At 76.0% G+C, this 17,906-nt stretch carries 16 protein-coding genes; 8 read left to right on the plus strand and 8 right to left on the minus strand.

Going from position 1 to position 17,906, the window contains the following annotated elements; genetic code table 11:
- Positions 1–161: 161 nt before the first annotated feature.
- From ACZ4M3_RS19415 to ACZ4M3_RS19425, 3 genes are all read right to left on the minus strand, one after another.
- Positions 162–515: a hypothetical protein gene (locus ACZ4M3_RS19415; protein WP_467734180.1), complete on the minus strand. Its 354-nt coding sequence runs from the start codon at positions 513–515 to the stop codon at positions 162–164.
- 86 nt (positions 516–601) lie between these two features.
- Positions 602–1,444 carry an ABC transporter permease gene (locus ACZ4M3_RS19420; RefSeq protein ID WP_467734182.1) on the minus strand — a complete coding sequence of 281 codons (843 nt, stop codon included), beginning with the start codon at positions 1,442–1,444 and terminating at the stop codon, positions 602–604.
- Positions 1,441–2,364: an ATP-binding cassette domain-containing protein gene (locus tag ACZ4M3_RS19425; protein WP_467734184.1), complete on the minus strand. Its 924-nt coding sequence runs from the start codon at positions 2,362–2,364 to the stop codon at positions 1,441–1,443. The genes ACZ4M3_RS19420 and ACZ4M3_RS19425 overlap by 4 nt, the downstream gene beginning before the upstream one ends.
- Positions 2,365–2,574: 210 nt before the next feature.
- Between ACZ4M3_RS19425 and ACZ4M3_RS19430 the strand changes: the two genes are divergently transcribed.
- Both ACZ4M3_RS19430 and ACZ4M3_RS19435 read left to right on the plus strand, forming a co-directional pair.
- Complete coding sequence (locus ACZ4M3_RS19430; RefSeq protein WP_467734186.1) at positions 2,575–3,747, plus strand: sensor histidine kinase; 1,173 nt, start codon at positions 2,575–2,577, stop codon at positions 3,745–3,747.
- Positions 3,744–4,406 carry a response regulator gene (locus tag ACZ4M3_RS19435; protein ID WP_467734188.1) on the plus strand — a complete coding sequence of 221 codons (663 nt, stop codon included), beginning with the start codon at positions 3,744–3,746 and terminating at the stop codon, positions 4,404–4,406. The genes ACZ4M3_RS19430 and ACZ4M3_RS19435 overlap by 4 nt, the downstream gene beginning before the upstream one ends.
- 12 nt (positions 4,407–4,418) lie before the next feature.
- Here the strand turns inward: ACZ4M3_RS19435 and ACZ4M3_RS19440 are convergent, their stop codons facing one another.
- The gene (locus tag ACZ4M3_RS19440; protein WP_467734190.1) at positions 4,419–5,375 is read right to left on the minus strand and encodes a helix-turn-helix transcriptional regulator; all 957 of its coding nucleotides are present in this window, start codon (positions 5,373–5,375) and stop codon (positions 4,419–4,421) included.
- 106 nt (positions 5,376–5,481) lie between these two features.
- Here ACZ4M3_RS19440 and ACZ4M3_RS19445 point away from each other — a divergent pair, with 106 nt between their 5' ends.
- The 3 genes from ACZ4M3_RS19445 to ACZ4M3_RS19455 all read left to right on the plus strand — a co-directional run bounded on the left by ACZ4M3_RS19445 (position 5,482) and on the right by ACZ4M3_RS19455 (position 10,857).
- Positions 5,482–6,102 (plus strand): TIGR03086 family metal-binding protein, encoded by a 621-nt coding sequence (locus ACZ4M3_RS19445; RefSeq protein ID WP_467734192.1) that lies wholly within the window; start codon positions 5,482–5,484, stop codon positions 6,100–6,102.
- Between the two features lie 115 nt (positions 6,103–6,217).
- On the plus strand, positions 6,218–8,011 hold the full coding sequence (locus ACZ4M3_RS19450) for an RNA ligase family protein (protein ID WP_467734194.1): 1,794 nt from the start codon (positions 6,218–6,220) through the stop codon (positions 8,009–8,011).
- On the plus strand, positions 8,011–10,857 hold the full coding sequence (locus ACZ4M3_RS19455; protein ID WP_467734196.1) for a poly(A) polymerase: 2,847 nt from the start codon (positions 8,011–8,013) through the stop codon (positions 10,855–10,857). Before ACZ4M3_RS19450 ends, ACZ4M3_RS19455 begins: the two co-directional genes overlap by 1 nt.
- A 22-nt stretch (positions 10,858–10,879) precedes the next feature.
- Here the strand turns inward: ACZ4M3_RS19455 and ACZ4M3_RS19460 are convergent, their stop codons facing one another.
- Positions 10,880–11,797, minus strand: coding sequence for an NADP-dependent oxidoreductase (locus tag ACZ4M3_RS19460; RefSeq protein ID WP_467734744.1), 918 nt, complete (start codon positions 11,795–11,797; stop codon positions 10,880–10,882).
- Positions 11,798–11,962: 165 nt separating this feature from the next.
- Between ACZ4M3_RS19460 and ACZ4M3_RS19465 the strand changes: the two genes are divergently transcribed.
- A complete protein-coding gene (locus ACZ4M3_RS19465; RefSeq protein ID WP_467734198.1) occupies positions 11,963–12,706 on the plus strand; it encodes an SDR family oxidoreductase in 744 nt (247 codons plus the stop codon).
- 25 nt (positions 12,707–12,731) lie between these two features.
- Here the strand turns inward: ACZ4M3_RS19465 and ACZ4M3_RS19470 are convergent, their stop codons facing one another.
- Positions 12,732–13,409: a peptidoglycan-binding domain-containing protein gene (locus tag ACZ4M3_RS19470; protein WP_467734200.1), complete on the minus strand. Its 678-nt coding sequence runs from the start codon at positions 13,407–13,409 to the stop codon at positions 12,732–12,734.
- A gap of 249 nt (positions 13,410–13,658) precedes the next feature.
- Here ACZ4M3_RS19470 and ACZ4M3_RS19475 point away from each other — a divergent pair, with 249 nt between their 5' ends.
- Positions 13,659–14,096: a hypothetical protein gene (locus ACZ4M3_RS19475; RefSeq protein ID WP_467734202.1), complete on the plus strand. Its 438-nt coding sequence runs from the start codon at positions 13,659–13,661 to the stop codon at positions 14,094–14,096.
- Here the strand turns inward: ACZ4M3_RS19475 and ACZ4M3_RS19480 are convergent.
- Entirely contained in the window at positions 14,081–14,479 is a 399-nt protein-coding gene (locus tag ACZ4M3_RS19480) for a hypothetical protein (RefSeq protein ID WP_467734204.1), read from the minus strand. The genes ACZ4M3_RS19475 and ACZ4M3_RS19480 overlap by 16 nt on opposite strands.
- A 92-nt stretch (positions 14,480–14,571) precedes the next feature.
- Here ACZ4M3_RS19480 and ACZ4M3_RS19485 point away from each other — a divergent pair, with 92 nt between their 5' ends.
- On the plus strand, positions 14,572–15,039 hold the full coding sequence (locus ACZ4M3_RS19485) for a hypothetical protein (RefSeq protein ID WP_467734206.1): 468 nt from the start codon (positions 14,572–14,574) through the stop codon (positions 15,037–15,039).
- Positions 15,040–15,134: 95 nt separating this feature from the next.
- Here the strand turns inward: ACZ4M3_RS19485 and ACZ4M3_RS19490 are convergent, their stop codons facing one another.
- Positions 15,135–17,873, minus strand: a complete 2,739-nt coding sequence (locus tag ACZ4M3_RS19490; RefSeq protein ID WP_467734208.1) for a DNRLRE domain-containing protein — start codon at positions 17,871–17,873, stop codon at positions 15,135–15,137.
- Positions 17,874–17,906: the final 33 nt, after the last annotated feature.

The raw sequence follows: 17,906 nt of genomic DNA on the forward strand, positions 1-17,906 counted from the left end.
TAGCTTCCCTGAGGCGGACAGGCGGCGTGAAAACCGCCCGTCCGACCACGTGACCGGCCGCCGGGGGCAGCGCCGGTATGACGAAACGCCGACGGCGTGCTGCCCGTCGGCGCCCGGCGCGAACGCGTTCCGCTTCCGAGCTGTGGCTAGTGCAGGTCAGGTCAGGAACCGACCGCGAGCGTCCGTCCCGTGGCCGCATCGATCACCCTCCGACTGCCCAGGGGCGAGCGGAGCACGAGGCTCACCGGTTGCAGCCGGACAACGGCCCGGCAGACTTCACCGGGTTCCTGCCGCGTGGCCGTCGTCAGGGCGAGGGCGATCGCGGTGTCCGTTTCCACGCCCGTCAACCGGCCCGTCCGGCATCCGCCCGCGGCCCCCACCGTGGTGACGGTCCGTCCGTCCTGCCCGAGGCGCACGGCCCCGGTGACGGGCCGGACCGAGGAGGGCGGCCGGGCGGGGGCCGCCCCCTGCGGCGCCCTGCCGCAGGCGGCCAGGGCGAGTTGGCCGAAGAGCACGGCTGCCAGGACATGACGGCGGTGTGACGCCCGGGTCATGGCGCTCGGACGCCCGGGCGGCACATCCGGTTCCCCGGCGGGGCCGTTCACACGTCGCGGCGCCGCACGACGAACACCGCGAGGGCGACCGCGACGAGCGGCCAGAGGACGTACACGAGCCAGGAGCCGGGGACCGTAGCGGTGTAGGCCAGGGAGCCGGCGCCCGGTTCCCAGGGCTGGACCAGACGGTTCCAGGCGGCCGCCACCAGGGTGTGTTTGATGTCCGCCGACCAGCGGTTGCTCTCCGAGAACATGGTCGGCAGCATCAGCAGGATGAAGACGCCGGTCACCATGGTCCCGGCGGCGTGCCGGATCAGCACGCCGAGACCCAGACCGACCGAGGCGGAGACCGGAGCCAGCAACGCGGAGGCCACCAGCGCCCGGAACACCCCGGGGTGGGTGATCGGAACGCCGGCGTGGTGCCCGTCCAGGACGGCCTGGGAGACCAGGAAGGAACCGGTGGAGACGGCCGTGCCGACCACGGTCCACAGCGCGGCGGTGACCGCCGCTTTGGCCAGCACCACCGAGCCCCGGGCGGGGACGGCCACGGTAGTGGCACGGACCAGACCGCTGCTGTACTCACTCACCACGGTGAGGGCGCCGACGCTCCCGGCGACGAGTATCAGCGTCCAGTAACCGGCCGGCGGATAGGCGTCGTAGGGCAGGAAGTCGGCCGGGCCGGAGCCCGCGGCCCGGTCCGCCAGCGACGCCACGGCGGCTGACCCGACGACGAACAGGGCGGTGAGTCCGATCGCCCACGGGGTGGAGCGCAGGGACCGTGTCTTGATCCATTCGGCGGCGCACAGGTCGCGGAACCGGGCGGACGGCCCCGGGACGGGGACGGGGACGGGGACGGGGACGGGGACGGGGACGGCGGCGAGTGTGCTCATCGGGGCTCTCCTGCCTGGTATTCGACGCTGTCGGCGGTGAGTTCCATGAAGGCCGTCTCCAGTGCGGCGGTACGGACGGTCAGCTCGTCCAGCCGGATCCGGTGCTCGAAGGCGAGGGCTCCGATCCGGTCGGCCGGGAGCCCGGTCACCGCGAGCTTCGCGGCGCCCGCCGAGCCCTCCGGCGCGACCGAGGCGCCCGCCGCGATCAGCACGGCCGCCAGCTCGGCGCCCTGCGGGGTGGCGACCACGACGCTGCTGCTCCCGGTGCTGCGGGCGGCGAAGTCCCGTAGCGGCTCGGCGGCGATGAGCCGGCCCCGGCCGATGACGACGAGCTCATCGGCGGTGTCCGCCATCTCCGACATCAGGTGGCTGGAGAGGAAGACCGTACGCCCCTCGGCGGCCAGGCGCCGGAAGAGCCGGCGCATCCAGCGCACGCCCTCCGGGTCCATGCCGTTGACCGGCTCGTCGAACATGAGCACCGGAGGATCGCCGAGCAGGGCGGCGGCGACCCCGAGCCGCTGTTTCATGCCGAGGGAGAACCCGCCGATCCGGCGGTTCGCCGCCTCGGCCAGCCCCACCTCCTGGAGCACCTCGTCCACCCGCCGCCGCGGGATCCCGTTGCTGCGGGCGAGCGCGGACAGGTGGGCGGCGGCGCTGCGTCCGCCGTGGACGTGCCCGGCATCGAGGAGGGCGCCGACGTGCCGCAGTCCGCGCGGGTGGCGGTGGAAGGGGACACCGCTGACGGTGGCGGCTCCGGTGGTGGGCGCGTCCAGGCCGAGGATCATCCGCAGTGTGGTGGACTTGCCGGCTCCGTTGGGGCCGAGGAATCCGGTCACCCGGCCGGGCCGTACGGAGAAGGACAGCCGGTCGACGACGGTCCTGCCGCCGTAGCGCTTGGTGAGTTCGTTGACTTCGATCACGGGGACAAGGCTGCCGGGCGGCCCCCGCCCGGTCATGGGGCCGGGGACGGCAATCGCGCCCCCGGGTTCGCCCACGGGCGTACGTCCCCGGGCCGATGCCGCGCGGGCGGTGGCTGGTTAGTCTCGCCGCATGGACACGATGTTGATCACCGCCTTGCCGCCGGCCCGCGTTCCGTACGGCGACCTCACCCCCGGAAGGGCCCACCGCAGATGACGAGAACGAAGGCCACGGCCTGGGCGGGGGGCGTCCTCTACGTCCTGACGACGGGTCTGCTGGTAGGGGGTGCGCACCGGGCCTCGGGGACGGTCCACGCCGTCGGGGCGGTGCTGGCCGTGACCCTGCTCGTCGGTCTGCTGCGACGGACCCCGGCGGCGGCCCTGGCCCTGGCGCTGCTCGGCTCCACCGTCGCGGTCGTGGACACTCCGAAGCCCGCCCACCTGACCCTCGCGGCGGGCTACCAGGCCGAGTTCCTGGCGTACCTGGCGGTGGACCTCGTCCTCGGCTGCATCGTCGCCACCTGTACCCGGCGGGCCGCGACCGGCGCCGTCGCGGTCACGTTCGCCGTGCAGTTCCTCGTCGTCGGCGGCTTCGCCCACGGGGACAACCTGATCGTCAACGCCGTGATCGCCTTCCTGGCGATGGCCGCGTCCTGCACGGCCGGGCTGCTGCTCGGCGAGCGCCGCCGGCACGCGGTGGCGCTGCGTTCGCAGGAGGTGACCGAGGCGGTGACCGCCGAACGGCTGCGGATAGCCCGGGAACTGCACGACATGGTCGCGCACAGCATCGGCATCATCGCCATCCAGGCCGGGATGGGCAGCCGGGTCATCCGGACCCAGCCCGCGCAGGCCGGCGAGGCCCTGCGGGCCATCGAGGCGACCAGCCGGGAGACCCTTTCGGGTCTTCGGCGCACGCTGGTGGCGCTGCGTCAGGCCGATCCGGGCCCGGCGGCGGGGCCGGCGCCGCTGGCTCCCACACCGGGTCTGGCGGACATCGACCGGCTGGCGGCGGCGACTTCGGACGCGGGGGTGCGCGTCGACGTACGCCGCAGCGGGGAGCGGCGTCCGGTACCGGCGGACGTCGACCTGTCCGCCTACCGGATCGTGCAGGAGGCGCTGACCAACGTGGTACGTCACGCGGGCACCGGTCACTGCCGGGTGGCGATCGGCTACGGGAGTGCGGAACTGACCGTGGAGGTCGTCGACGAGGGGCGCGGCGCGAGCGCGAAGGGCCCGGCCCACGGCTTCGGCCTGGTCGGCATGCGGGAGCGGGTCGGCCTGCTGAACGGGCACCTCAGCGCCGGGCCGCGGCCCGAGGGCGGCTTCCGGGTGGCGGCGCGGCTGCCGCTGCCCGCACCCGTCGGAGTGCCGGTGGAGGCCCGATGACCGTCCGGGTGGTGCTCGCCGACGACCAGCCGCTGGTGCGGTCCGGCCTGCGCGTGATCATGGCCGACCAGCCCGACCTGGAGGTGGTCGGTGAGGCCGGCACCGGCACCGATGCGGTCCGGCTGGTCCGGGACCTCGGCCCCGACGTCGTGGTGATGGACGTCCGGATGCCGGGCATGGACGGGATCGAGGCCACTCGTCTGATCACCTCGGGCGGGGCGGCGACCCGCGTCCTCGTCCTGACCACCTTCGACGAGGACGACCACGTCTACGGCGCGCTACGGGCGGGAGCGAGCGGCTTCCTGGTCAAGGACATGGCGCTGGACGACATCCTCACCGCGGTCCGCGTGGTGGCGGCCGGCGACGCACTGATCGCCCCGGGCGTGACGCGCCGGCTGATCGCGGAGTTCGCCGGGCGCCCTGCGGCGGCCCCGGAGCGCTCACCGCGGCCGGCCGAGGGCATCACCGAGCGGGAGCGGGAGGTCCTGACCCTGATCGGGCGCGGCCGGTCGAACACCGAGATCGCGCAGGACCTGTTCATCACGGTGGCCACCGCCAAGTCGCACGTGTCGCGCCTGCTCACCAAACTGGCCGCCCGGGACCGCGTCCAGCTCGTCATCACCGCCTACGAGATGGGGCTGGTCACGCCGCCCAACTGAGGCGGGCGGCGGTCAGGAGGGGGCGTCGGACGCGTACAGCGCCGTCAGTTCGGCTCCGATCCGGGCCAGTGCCACGCGCAGTTCCGGGGGTTCCAGCACCTCGACCATGGCGCCGAAGCCCGAGAGCTGGGCGGCCAGTGCGCGGTGGGCCGGTCCGTCGACGCGGACCTCGGTCCAGCCGTCGTCCAGCGGCCCGCCGACCGTGACCCGGCCGCGGAGCAGCCGTTCGAGGCGGGCCAGTGCCCCGGGGGCGACGCGGACCCGGGCCGTGACCGCGAACATGCCGCCTTCGATCACCTCCGCCCGCTCCCGCCACACCGAGGCGAGGTCGAAGCCGGGGGGCCGTACCACCGGTTCGCCGGTGGGCTCCACCGAGGTGACGCGGCTGAGCCGGAACGTCCGCAGGCCCGCCTCGGTGCCCGCGACGAGGTAGTCGGCCCCCGCTTTGGCGACGAGCCCGAGGGGGTCGACCACCCGTACCCCCGGCGGTTTGCCGACCCCTTCGTAGCCGAGCCTGACCCGCTCCCCCTCCACCACGGCGCTCTGGAGCAGCGAGCGGTGGCCGGCCTCCGCCGTGGCGGCGTTGCGGGACCAGTCCGTGGCATCGGTGATTCCGGCGCGCGCGGCGGCCTCGGCGTCCGGGCGCAGCGCCGGGGGCAGGGCCCGTACCAGCTTGCGCAGGGTGGTGCGCAGTTCCGGCGTCGCGGCGAGCGGCCCGGTCAGCAGGAACAGCGCCCGGATCTCGGCGGCGGTCAGGCCGGTGAGGTTGGTGCGCGCCCCGCCGACCAGGGACCAGCCGCCGCCCCGGCCGCGCTGGGAGTAGACCGGGATCCCGGACGCGGCCAGCGCCTCCAGGTCCCGGCGTGCGGTGCGCTCGGACACCTCCAGTTCGGCGGCGACTTCGGGCACCGTGACGCGGCCGCGCTCCTGGAGGAACAGCAGCGTCGCCACCAGCCGGTCAGCCCTCATGCGCGCTCACGCCCGTACCCACCGCTCACTTCCCCGGGACCCGATGATCGGAAACGGCCGGGAAAACCGGCCAGAAGATGGCCACTTTAGCGGCAAGGATGAAGGCATGAACGAGAACACCGCGCAGCTCGCGGCCCCGCAGCCGACCACCGCCCACACCTTCGACCCCCGCCACGACCTCTCGGCGGCCATCGCGCTCGCCGGGCGCACCCTCGCCGCCGTCCGCCCGGACCAGTACGACTCCCCCACCCCCTGCGAGGAGTTCGACGTCCGCAGGCTGTCGAGCCACCTCGTCGCCGTCGTGCGCCGGATCTCGGTGATCGGGCGCGGCGAGGACCCGTTCAGCGTGCCGTCCTTCGCCGACGAACTGCCCGACGGCGCCTGGGCGGCGGCCTGGGCGCCGGCCGCGGCGGAGGCGGAGGCCGTGTGGGCGGACGAGGGGATCCTGACCCGGGAGCTGCGGCTGCCGGTCGGGCCGAAGCCGGGGGCGGTGGGCGCGCTGATCTACACCAACGAACTCACCGTGCACGCCTGGGACTTGGCGCGGGCGACCGGGCAGCGGCCCGAGTTCGACCCGGCCCTGGTGGAGCGGGTGCTGGAGGTCGTACGCCGGTCCCTGCCCGCCGGCGACCGGGGTGGCCGGGTGCCCTTCGCGGAGGCCGTCGCGGTGGCCGACGACGCTCCCGCCATCGACCGGCTGGTGGCCTGGGCGGGCCGCCGGCCGTAGGCCGGCCAGGGCACCCGGCCGGCCCCGGATACCGGGGCCCGGATATCGGGTGGATCCGCGCGCGCCGCCTACCTAGAGTGACGGTGGAGGACATCGTCGCGGGCAGGAGCGGATCATGCGTACGCATTACCCCCGTACGGCGCACCTGCCCTGGTCGCCCGGGGCCACCCCGGACGACGTACGGGTGTCGGGGCCGGGCGCGCTGGCCGGGCGGGAGGTCGTCGTCACCGAGAAGCTCGACGGGGAGAACACCACCCTCTACCGGGACGGCCTGCACGCCCGCTCCCTGGACTCGGGGCACCACCCCTCCCGGGACTGGGTGAAGGGCCTCCAGGGCCGCATCGGCCCCGGGATACCGGCGGGCCTGCGGGTGTGCGGGGAGAACCTGTACGCCCGGCACTCCCTGCCGTACGAGGACCTGGACAGCTGGTTCTACGGGTTCTCGGTGTGGGACGGCGACCACTGCCTGGGCTGGGACCGGACCGTGCGCTTCCTGCGGCGGCTGGGCGTCCCCACCCCGCGCGTGCTGTGGCGCGGCGGCTACGACGAGCGCGCGCTGCGCGGGCTGCGGATCGACACGGCCCGCCAGGAGGGCTACGTCGTACGGACCGTTGACGGCTTCGCGCGCGCCGACTTCGGGCGGTGCGTGGCCAAGTGGGTGCGCGGCGGGCACGTGCGGACCGACACGCACTGGATGTACGCGCCCGTGGTGCCCAACGGGCTGGGGCCGGCCGCCCCGTTGTGGGCGGTCCGCTCCGGGTCCGAGCCGGACCCGGCGGCCCTGCTCGGCGCACTCGGCATGGACCCCGCGTCCGCTCCCGGGGACGCGGCGGCCGTCGCCGAGGTGGCGGCCCGGCTGGACGGGCTGGGGCGGACCGGGGAGGGCCGGCTGACCGGAGTGCTCGCCGCCGCGCTGCACGGCGTACCGCGGGCCCGGCTGGGCGCGCGGCTGGCGGCGGGGCCGCTGGGGATGCCGTCGGCCCGGCGGGTGGCGGACCTGGTCGGGCTGTACCCGGCGCTGCGCAGGCCGTTCCCGGACGCGGAGCGGCGGGCCGGGCTGGTCCGCCTGGCCGGGGCCGCGGACCTGGGCGTACTGCACGCGCTGGCCGGGGCGCTGGGCGAGCCCGGGGACGCGGCGGGGCGGGAGTGCGTGGAGTGGTCGGCCCTGTACGCGGAGGACGCCGGGCTGCTCGGGCCGGACCCGCTGGGGCCGTTGCGCAGCGGGCTGCGGGAGGCGCTCGGCGGGCTCGGGCGGCGCGCCGCCGACCGCTGCTGGGCCCAGGCGCGGGAGGCATTCGGGCAGGGCAGGGTGCACACCGCCGAGGAAGCGGTCGCGGCGACCTGGCGCTGGCGCGACGGGGCCTTCCCGCACCTCGTGCAGTTGTGCGGGCCCTCGGGCAGCGGCAAGAGCAGCTACGCCGGCCGGCCGGCCGGGGTGGAGGCGTACGTCAGTCTCGACGACCTGCGCACCGCGCGGGGTTCCCGCTCCGACCAGCGGGCCAATGCCGACGTCCTGCGGGAGGGCCTGGAGCGGCTGGACGCCGCGCTGGCCGCCGCCGCGCGCACCGGCGGGACGGTGGTGTGGGACGCCACCTGCCTCACCGCGCAGCAGCGGGGCCTGGCCGGGGCCGTCGCCCGCCGCCGCGACGCGCTGGTCACGCACGCCGTGGTGTGGGTCGAGGAGGCCGAACTGGCGCGGCGCAACGCGGCGCGGGCCCATCCCGTACCGGAACCGGTGCTGGCCGCGCAGCTGCGCCGGTTCTCCCCGCCGTACCCGGGCGAGGCGCACCTGACGCGGTACGTCGGCGCCGACGGGACGGTGGGGGACACGGCCGGGTCGATCGGCGCCCCGGAAGCACTCCCGGCGGATGCGGAAGCTCCCCGGGCGGACACGGGCGAGGACGGCTGATGCGTACCAGCGAGGAGCTCTACCACCAGGTCCGCTGGGACGCCCGCTTCGACCCGGCGCGGTTCACGCTCGGCCTGCTCCAGCGCGGGGCCGCCCCCAAGCGGGTACCGCTGCCGTCGTTCGTGCCCGGCGGCGACATCCCCTGGCACCGGGTGCTGTTCGTCGAGGCGGACGGCGAGCTGTTGTGGGACCGGGCCACCGGGGTGGACCGGATCGATGTGACCCGGGCCGGACGGGTGCGCGGCCCCCGGCTGCTGCGCGCGCCGTTCTTCACCGCCCGGACCCCGTACGCCTGGGACGCGGCGGACGGCGGCGGCTGGCGGCCGGTGGATCCGCCGGAGGCCGGTACGACGGCGGGTCCGGCGCGGGTGCGGCTGCTGACCTGGAACACGCTGTGGGACCGCTACGACGCCCCGCGCATCGCGACCGGCCGGCGCAGGCCGCTGCTGCTGGCCGACCTGGCGGCGGCCGACGCGGACGTGATCGCGCTCCAAGAGGTCGAACCCGCCCTGCTCGCCCTGCTGCTGGCGCAGCCGTGGGTGCGGTCCGGCTACACCCTGGGCACCGACCCGGACTGCGCCGATGTGGCCGACAGCGGGCTGGTGCTGCTGAGCCGACTGCCGGTCCGGGAGGCGGGCCTGCACGTGCTGGCCCCGCACAAGGCGGTCACCGCCGTCACCGTCGACACGGCGGGCGGCCCGCTGGTGGTGGCCGCGACGCACCTGACCAGCGACCACACCGAGCGCGGGGCGGACCGGCGGGCGGCAGAACTCGCGCGGCTGGCCGAGGGGCTGGGCGGCGTCGAAGCCGCGCTTGCGCTGGTCGGCGACTTCAACGACGGCCGGTCCGGGGCCGCGGGACCGGCCGCCGCGCTGGGGCTGCGGGACGCGTGGAGCGACGTGCACGGGCCGGCGGACGACACCCCGACCTTCGACCCGGTGGTCAATCCGCTGGCCGCGGTCGGCTCCCTGACGGGGCGGCCGGCCCGGCTGGACCGGATCCTGCTGCGGTCGGCCGACGCGCGGGTGCGGGAGGCCGCACTGCGCGGCGACGCGCCCAGCGCCGAGGGGCTGTTCGTCTCCGACCACTACGGGGTCGAGGCGACGGTCGAGTTCGGGGCGGACGGCTCGGGCGGCTCCCTCGGCGTACCGGCGACCGCCCGGACGGCGGTGGCCTGGCTGCCGCCGCCCGACCCGGCGGTGGAGGCGCTGCGGCGGGAGCACGACCCGGGGGCCGACCGCTGGCCGGCGCACGTGAACCTGCTGTTCGGCTTCGTGCCCGAGTCCTCCTTCGAGGAGGCACTGCCGCTGCTCGCCGAAGTGGCCGCGCGGACAGCGCCGTTCACCGTCCGGCTGGCCGGGGTGCACAGCTTCGGGCACCGCGAGGACGCCACCTTGTGGCTGGACCCGGCGGCCGACGGCGACGCGGCGTGGCAGGAGCTGCGCCGAGCGCTGGCCGAACGGTTCCCCGGCTGTGGCGGGCGGGGCGACGCGCGGGGGTTCACCCCGCACCTGACGCTGGGGCGCAGCCGCGATCCGCTGCGGGCGGTCCGGGAGTTCGAGGCCCGGCTCCCGGACGGGGGCTCGGCGGCCCGGGTCGGATCGCTCGCGGTGCTGTCGCGGCGCGGGGACGAACCGATGCGCGTCCGGGCGGCCGTGGAACTGGGCACGGGGGCGGTGCGGTGGCTCCCGGAGGAGGCCGCGTCGCCCCGGGAAACGGACCCCGCCGGGCCGGTCGCCGAACGGGTCGCGGCGGCGCTCGCCGACGGGGTGGTGCACCTGGCCGGTTCACGGCGCATGGGCTGCGCCCTGCCCGGGGCGGACCTGGACCTGGTGGCGGCCCTGCCGGGCGAGGTGAGCGCCGAGCGGCTGCGGGAGCGGATCGCGGCGGCGCTGCCGGAAGCCCGGCGGCTGCGGCTGGTCACGGGAGCGCGGGTGCCGGGGCTGCGGTTCCGGGTGGGCGGACTTGACGTGGACCTGGTGGCCGTCGGCACGGGCCGCGCGACGCCGGCACAAGCGGTGTCCCGGCGGGCCGGGGCGGGCGAGGCGGCCGCGGTGGCGCTCAGCGCGGTGAGTGACGCCGACGCGGTACGGGGCTCCGTGGCCGCGCGGTCCGACGCGTTCGCGGTGCTGGCGCGCGAGGTGAAGGCCTGGGCCCGGGCCCGGGGGCTGGACTCCGCGCCGTTCGGCGGCCTGCCCGGGCTGGCCTGGGCGGTCCTGGCGGCGCGCACCGTCGCGGAGGCCGCGGACCTGGCCCCTGCGGCGCTGGTACGGGAGTTCTTCGCCACCTGGGCGGCATGGGACTGGCGCGTGCCGGTCGCCCTGGGCGCGCCGACCGGCACGGACGCGCACCCCGCGGCCCCCGGGTCCGGCGTGCCGGTCACCGTACTCACGCCTTCCCACCCGGTGCGCAGTTGCACGGCCCAGGTGGCCGCCGGGATGCGGGACCTGCTGGTACGGGAGCTGTACGCGGCCTGGGAGTGCCTGGAGGCCGAGCCGGAGCGCCGCTCCCCCGCCGCTCCCGCTCCGCCGCACCGGCGGCACGCGGCCTGGGCGGTGGTCACCGTACGAGGCGCCGGAACCGGGGAGTTCGAGGAGAACCTGGGGCGGATGCGGGGCCGGCTGCGCGCCCTGCTCGGCGCCCTCGCGGACGCCGGCCTGCCCGACGCCCACGCCTGGCCGCGCCCGTTCGAGCGGGGCGACACCCTGGCCCGGTACGCGATCGGCCTCGGGACCGCGGCGCCGGACGCGAACCGGCTCGGCGCCCTCGCCGCCCCGTGGTCGCGGGGGCTGCCGGGCGTCGAGGTCACCTGGGCGGAGTGCGGGGCGGTGCCCTCGCTCGGCTGAACCCCGTGGCGCCGGGCGGTGCTCAGAGCTCGATGACGATCTTCCCGGCGGTGTGGCCGGCCTTGCTCAGCTCGAAGGCGGCCGCCAGCTCGGCCAACGGGAACGTCTCGGCGACCGGCACCGTCAGCAGCCCGCTGTCGGCGAGCCGGCCCAGTTCGGCGAGGTCGCTCGCGACGGGCCTGACCCACATCCACTGACCGCCCGCGCCGAGCACCGTGTGGTCGGCGATCGACGCGTGCCGTCCGCCGTCCGCGAGGACCGCCTGCGTCACGTCCAGCACGCCGCCGACGAAGTCCGCGACGACGGTCACCCCTTCGGGGGCGAGTTCGCGGACACGGCCGGCCAGACCGTCCCCGTACGCGACGGGCTCGCAGCCCAGTTCGCGCAGCCGGTCGTGGTTGCGCGGGGAGGCGGTACCGATGACGCGGGCGCCGAGCGCGCGGGCGATCTGCACGCCGAGGGAGCCGACGCCGCCCGACGCGCCGTGCACCAGGACGATGTCCTCCTTGCCGGTGCCGAGGCGGGTGAGCAGCTGGTAGGCGGTGAGACCGGCCAGCGGGAGCCCGGCCGCCTGCTTCCAGTCGAGCGAGGCGGGCTTCGCCGCCAGCGTCCGTACGGGCGCGCTCACGAACTCGGCGAAGGTGCCGCCGTGCACGTAGTCCTTGCGGGCGTACGCGATGACCTCGTCGCCGACCGCGAACTCGGGGACGTCGATGCCGACCCGCTCGACGGTGCCGGCCACGTCCCAGCCCGGGACCACCGGGTACACGACCTCCATCAGCCCGTCGAGTGCGCCCGCCATGATCTTCCAGTCGACGGGGTTCACCGCCGCGTACTTGACCCGGACGAGCACCTCGCCGGGTGCGACCTTGGGGACGGGGAGCCTGGTTTCGGCGAGCACCTCCGTACCGCCGTACGTCTCGTACGTCATGGCCCGCATCGTTTCCTCGGACATGTACCCGGCCTCTTTCGTGAGCTGGTGCGATCGCCTGCCGGCGCCAATCCCATCACGGACGGCCGGGCCCGCCCGGGCAAGCCGCGCCGCCGGTGCGAGGGCGGTCACCGGTGCTTGCTAACCTGCCTCCCCGGCACTTGGGAGGCACGCATGTCACGTCGTCCGGTCACCGTCGTCACCGGAGGGAGCCGGGGCATAGGCGCGGCGACCTGCGTCAGGCTCGCCGCCGAGGGGCACGACGTGGCGCTCGGCTACGTCAGCGACGACGCGGCCGCCCAGGCCACCGCCGCCCTGGTCCGGGCGACCGGTTCGCGGTGCGTGACCGTACGCGGCGACACGTCCACGGAGTGCGGGGTGGAGCGGCTCTTCGACATCGCGGGGGCCGAACTCGGCGCGGTCACCGGGCTGGTCAACAACGCCGGGGTCACCGGCCCGCTGGGGCGGCTCGCCGACGCCCGGACCGAGGACCTGCGCCGCGTGATGGAGGTGAACCTGCTGGGGTACCTGCTCTGCTGCCGCCGGGCCGCCCAGGACATGGCGGGCTCCGGCGGCGGCGCGATCGTCAACGTCTCCTCCACGGCGGCCACCCTCGGCAGCCCCGGGGAGTACGTCCACTACGCGGCGACCAAGGCGGCCACCGACGCGCTGACCGTGGGCCTGGCCAAGGAGCTCGGCCCGGACGGGATCCGGGTCAACGCCGTGGCGCCCGGCATCATCGAGACCGACATGCACGCCGCGATGGGCGACCCCGGCCGGCCCGCCCGGGCCGCCGGGACGATCCCGCTCGGCCGGCCGGGCCTGCCGAAGGAGGTGGCGGGCGCCATCGCCTGGCTGCTGTCGCCGGACTCCTCGTACACGACGGGGGCCGTGCTGCGGGTGTCGGGCGGCCGCTGAGCGGGAGGCGCGGGACCGGCGCGGCTCAGCCGAACGCGGCCCGCGTGGCCGGACCGTAGACGCCGGGCGGGTCGCCCTTGATGCCGCGGTCGCTCTGGAGCTGCGCGACGCCGCGCCGGGTGCGTCCGTCGTAGACGCCGGTGACGGCGACGTACGTGAACCCCTGGTCGTACAGCCGCTGCTGCAGTACGCGCACCTCGGGCCCCTTGTCCCCCTGGCGCAGGGTGCCGGAGTCCCCGGCCGGGGGCGGCGGGGCGGCGCCGGACGGGCTCGCGGGCCGGGCGCTCGGGCTCGCCGCGGGCGCCGGGGGCGTGGCCGTCGGGCCCGGCGCCGAGGCGGAGGCCTTCGGCCGGACCGGGGCGGCGGACGGGGCGGCCGGCTCGGCGTCGGGGCTGCGCGCCGGGAGCGCCGGCACGGTCAGGCCGGGCGGCGCCGCGGCCCGCCGGCGTTGCGGGTCGGGACCGCTCAGCAGGAACACCAGCACCCCGGCGCACGCGAGCGCGAGCAGGGCGAGGACGGCCGGCGTCCGCGTCCTGCCGCGCCGGCGTCGGCCGGGCGCACCCGACGGCGCGGCGCCGCGAACCGGTTCCGGCGCCCGGTCCGGTGGCGTCGCGTCCGCGGGCCAGGTCGGAGCGTCCGTCGCGGGGTGCGGCCGCCCCGGGGCGGCGACGTAGGGGCGTACCAGCAGGTCGTCGTCAGGCATGGGCCCGCTCGGGGCAGGTGGCACGGGGAAGGGCCGTGCGGGCGGGCAGCAGCATGGATTGCGTCTTTCGGAGTGCGGGTCGCGCCGTGGTTCTGGACCGGGGCGCACTCTTGCCTCCCGGGACGGCCCAGGTCAAGCCCGGTGTCCGATCCGCCCGTTCCTTCCGGGCGGGGGGTCCGGCCTGAACCGGCGTCACCCGGACGCGTGAGGGGTGCGGCTCGGCCGCCGACGGTACGGCATGGTGGAGGAATGCAGTTCCGCCGGGCCGCCCTGCCCCTTTCCCTCCTCGCGCTCCTGGCGAGCGCCGGCTGCGTGTCGGCCGGACCGGGGGGACACGCCGCGGGCGCCGTCCCGGGTTCCCCGCCGCCGGTCGGAGCGGCGGACACGCCGCCCGCCGTGCCGCCGCCCCCCGCGCTGCCGCCGTCGTTACCGCCGTCGTTGCCGCTGAGCCCGCTGCCCGACGCCGGCCCACCTCATCCGGCCCCCGACCCCGGCCCGGACCCGGCCGGGGAGCCGCCCCGGCGGCCCCGCCCCCGTCCCGCCCGCCGGGGCGGCGAACACGCCGCGAAACCCGTCGCTCCCCGGCACGCGGCGCGCCCGCCGCGCGGTGAGGAGCTGTGCGCGGCGGCGCAGGGCGTCGTCCCGCCCTCCGTCGTCGACCTCTGCGTGCGTCAGTACACCCGCTGACCGGCCAGGACTCCCCTGCGAACCCACCGGGTTCGACCGTGCTCCGGGAGCCCCGGGCCGCTGACCGCCGCCGGTACCCGCTTCGCGCGGCGCCCGCAGGCCGCGGCGCAGCGCCGGGCCGAGCGGGTGGTGTCCTCGCGGGCGGTCCGCAGCCGGCGCAGGGCGGTGTGGCCGCGCCGGCGCCACTCCGCGCGGGGCAGCCCCGCGCGCTGACCGCCGCCGGTGATCAGGGCGTTGACCGGGGCGTGCGCATCGGCGGCCAGCCCCTTGGCGATCAGTATCCCGGCCACCAGCGGTACCAACGCCACCGCCAGCGCCGACCCGGCGGTGGTCACCTGCTGCATGCGCGGGCGGTGCGTGCCGCGCGCGGCTTCGTACGTCATGGCGCCATTGGATCAGCGCGGGCCGGGCGGGGAATCGGCGCGGATACTCAGGCCGTTGCACCTGAGGTACTCAGACGGGGCGGGTGGTGTGCGTGGCGGACGGACCGGACGGGCAGGGCTTCGAGGCGGCGACCGGGGACGGCCCCGCGCCGCCGGCCGGCCCCGGACGGGCGGCCGAGGTGCGGACGGCGTACGAAGGGCTGATGCAGATCCGGCGTCTGGTGAACGGCCCGCGCGGGACGGAGGTTCCCGCCCCCTGGGAGCTGCGCCGGATGCCGCGCGCGGTGGCCCTCGTACTGGAGGCCGCGGGCATCGCGCCGTCGGCGGTGGCCCCGGACGGGCGGCGCACGCACAACGGCTACCGGGTGGCGGCCGCGCCGGAGCCGGGGCGGGTGCACGTGGCGTGGGTCGGCCCGCCGGGCGGCAGTGCGGCGGAGGAGGAGCAGGAGCGGCTGGCGGAGTGCGGCCGGGTGCTGGAGCGGCACGGCTGGGACTGCCTGCTGTACCGCGGCCCCCGCCGACGCCGCTTCCTGGAGGTCGAACCACCCGTCGGCGGTTGACCGCGCCCGCCCAGGTCCGTCGGGCCCGGGGGGCTGCGGCGGCCGAGGCGGCACGGGCCGGGAACGGCCCGTACCGCCTCGGGCTCAGGCGTGGATCACGGGGCGCCGAACGTCAGCGTCAGCCTCGGGGTGCCTTCGTTGGCGGCCGCTTCCAAGGACCAGAGCCACAGGGCGTCCGTGCCGGTACCGGTCAGCGCCAGCCCGTAGCTGCCGCCGAGGGCGGACGCGACGGTGGCCGGGTCCAGTCCGGTGGTGTGGACGGCCGAGCCGTCCGGGATGCCCGGGAAGCTGCCGAGCGCAGGCGCGCCCAGTCCGGGGCGGTTGTCGTACGTCGTCCCCCCTTCGGTCCACGCGCCGGTGACCGGGACCACCGAGACGGTGTCCGTCGTGCCCGCGCCGGTCATGGTGCTGGTCTTCACGCTGAGCGTCGCCGACTTGAGCACCGTGCCCGCGGGCGCGGCGGGCAGGTCGAAGCGCAGGTAGCTCGCATAGAGCGGGGTACCGCGGACGGCGAGGGAGCCCGAGGTGCCGAAATTGCCGTCCGGGGCGCCGGCGTTCGCGTACGTGTCCTCGGCGGCCGTCAGCTGGACGACCGAGTCGGCGGGTGCGGAGGCGAGGGCGTAGTGGTTCCGGACCTGCGCCGCGCTCAGTACGCCGGGGTAGACGGCCGTCTCGTCGAGCAGGCCCGCCCAGTAGTCGCTCGTCGGGCGGTCGGGCCAGGCGTTCAGGTTGTCGCCGCCCGCGTGCCAGTAGCCGGCGAAGTTCTCGTGCGTGGTGACGTCGAGGGTGCCCTTCTGGGCACCGTCCACGTACAGGGTCATCCCGCCGGAGCCCTGGGTGGCGACGACGTGGTGCCACTTGTCGTCGTTGTACCGGTCGGTGCCCCCGGTGGTGATGGTGCGGGTCGCCCCGGTGTAGACGCCGTAGACCAGCCGGCCGTCATTGGTCATGTAGATGTGCTTGTCGTACTGACTGCTGCTGCGGTCCTGGTTGTTGCCGAAACCGACGAGCTTGCCGCCCCGGGTGGTGTTCGTCCTGAACCAGGTCTCGATGGAGTAGCTGCTGCCCACCGTCTGCCGCTGGTCCCCGTAGACCTGGGTGTTGGTGCCGTTGAAGCCGATCGCCGTACTCGCGCCGGTGACCGCGCCGGGCGACTGGCGCAGGGCCGGTCCGTTCAGGTGGACGCCGCTGCGGTTGCCCGCGGCCGACGAGTCGGCGACGAACGGCGCGGCCGACTCGTCGAAGCGCCAGTACTGCTGCGCGCCGTCGGTACGGACCGCGTTCGGGTACGCGTCGACCGAGACCGGGACGGTGACGGATGCGGTCGCGGACGGCGCGCTGGTGTTGCCGGCCGCGTCGGTCGCCGTCACCCGGTAGCCGTAGGACTGCCCGGCGAGGGCGGTGGTGTCGGTCCAGGAGGCCTGCGGTCGCCGGAAGAACAGCGAGTCCGCGGTGACCGTGCCGATCGGGGCCGGCGAGCCGTTGCGGTAGATCCGGTAGGTCAGCGCGCTGTCGTCCAGGTCGAGGCTGGTGCGCCAGCGCACCTGGACTTCGCCGGGCCTGAAGCTGACGGCGCTCGCGACGGGGACGGTGGGCGCGCCGGTGTCGCCCGTCGAGGCGAAGCGGGTCAGGCTCTGCTGCGCGGTCCCGTTGACGGTGGTGAACTCCCCGCCGACCCACAGGTACTGGACCCCGGCCTCGGAGCCCACCGTCATCACCCGCGGGCCGATGCCCTCGCCGGTGCCGTCGTTGGTGTCGGGCGCCCAGCCCAGTTTGCCGACGGAGGTGGTCGGCTGGGCCAGCAGGTGGTGGCGCCGGCCGTCGGGGTACTCGCCGACGCTGGAGCAGTCGTGCGCGTGCGAGGCGCTGTACAGCACGCCTTGGTAGGGCAGCACGGCCTGGGTGGCACCGAGGCAGGTGTCGCGCCAGCGCTGGTTGAAGTCGCTGAGGTTCAGCGCGATGCGGCCGTCGAAGACGCCGCCGCCCGTTCCCTCGTTGCCGGTGTAGAAGCCGGTCGCGTCGGTGGCGATGTCCTTGACCACGGAGTTGGTCTCGATGAAGCCGGGGTAGGCCTTGGTGAGAGCGCCGCTCGTGGCGTCGACGACGGCCAGGGCGTGCGTGTTCGTACCGTTGACCGTGAAGAAGTCACCGCCCAGTACGACGTCGGCGCCGTCCGGGGTGACTTCCACGGCCCGGCCCGGCTCGTCGGCGTCGGCGGTGAAGGGCTTGAGGGCGCCGTCGGCCGCGCCGACGGCCGCGAAGCGCCTGCGCGGCTGGCCGGAGACGGTCAGGAAGTCGCCGCCCGCGTAGACGGTGTCGTCGGTGACGGCGAGGGCCCGCACGGTGGCGGCGAAGGCCGGCCGGAAGGAGGTCTTCACGGTGCAGCTCGCCACGTCGATGGCGACGATGCTGGAGACGGGCGTGCCGTTGACGGCTCCGAAGTAACCGCCCGCGTAGAGGGTCTTCTTGTCGGGCGAGAGGGTGAGCGCGCGGACGGTGGCGGTGCCCCCGCCGAGGGTGAAGTCCAGGGAGCAGGAGGTCGGGGCGCCGGTCGCGGCGTCGAACGCCGCGAAGTTCACCGCCGGCCGCTCGCTGCCGGCGCCGCCCGCCGGGGGGCGTACGGCCGAGAAGGTGCCGCCGACGAAGACCGTGCCGCCGGTCTCGGCGAGGGCCCAGACGATGCCGTTGGGCTGCCAGGTGGGCAGCGCGTCGGCGGTGAAGGCCACGGGCGGGGTGACGGCCGCCGCCGGTGGGACGGGGCCGAGGCCGAGGAGGGCGCCGGTGCCCGCCAGGGAGAGTGCGAGAACGGTGGCAAATCCTCTGGATCTACGCATGAACCCCCCAGTTCGGTGTGCGTCCCCGCGCTT

The organism is Streptomyces sp. NPDC026522, assembly GCF_055567555.1.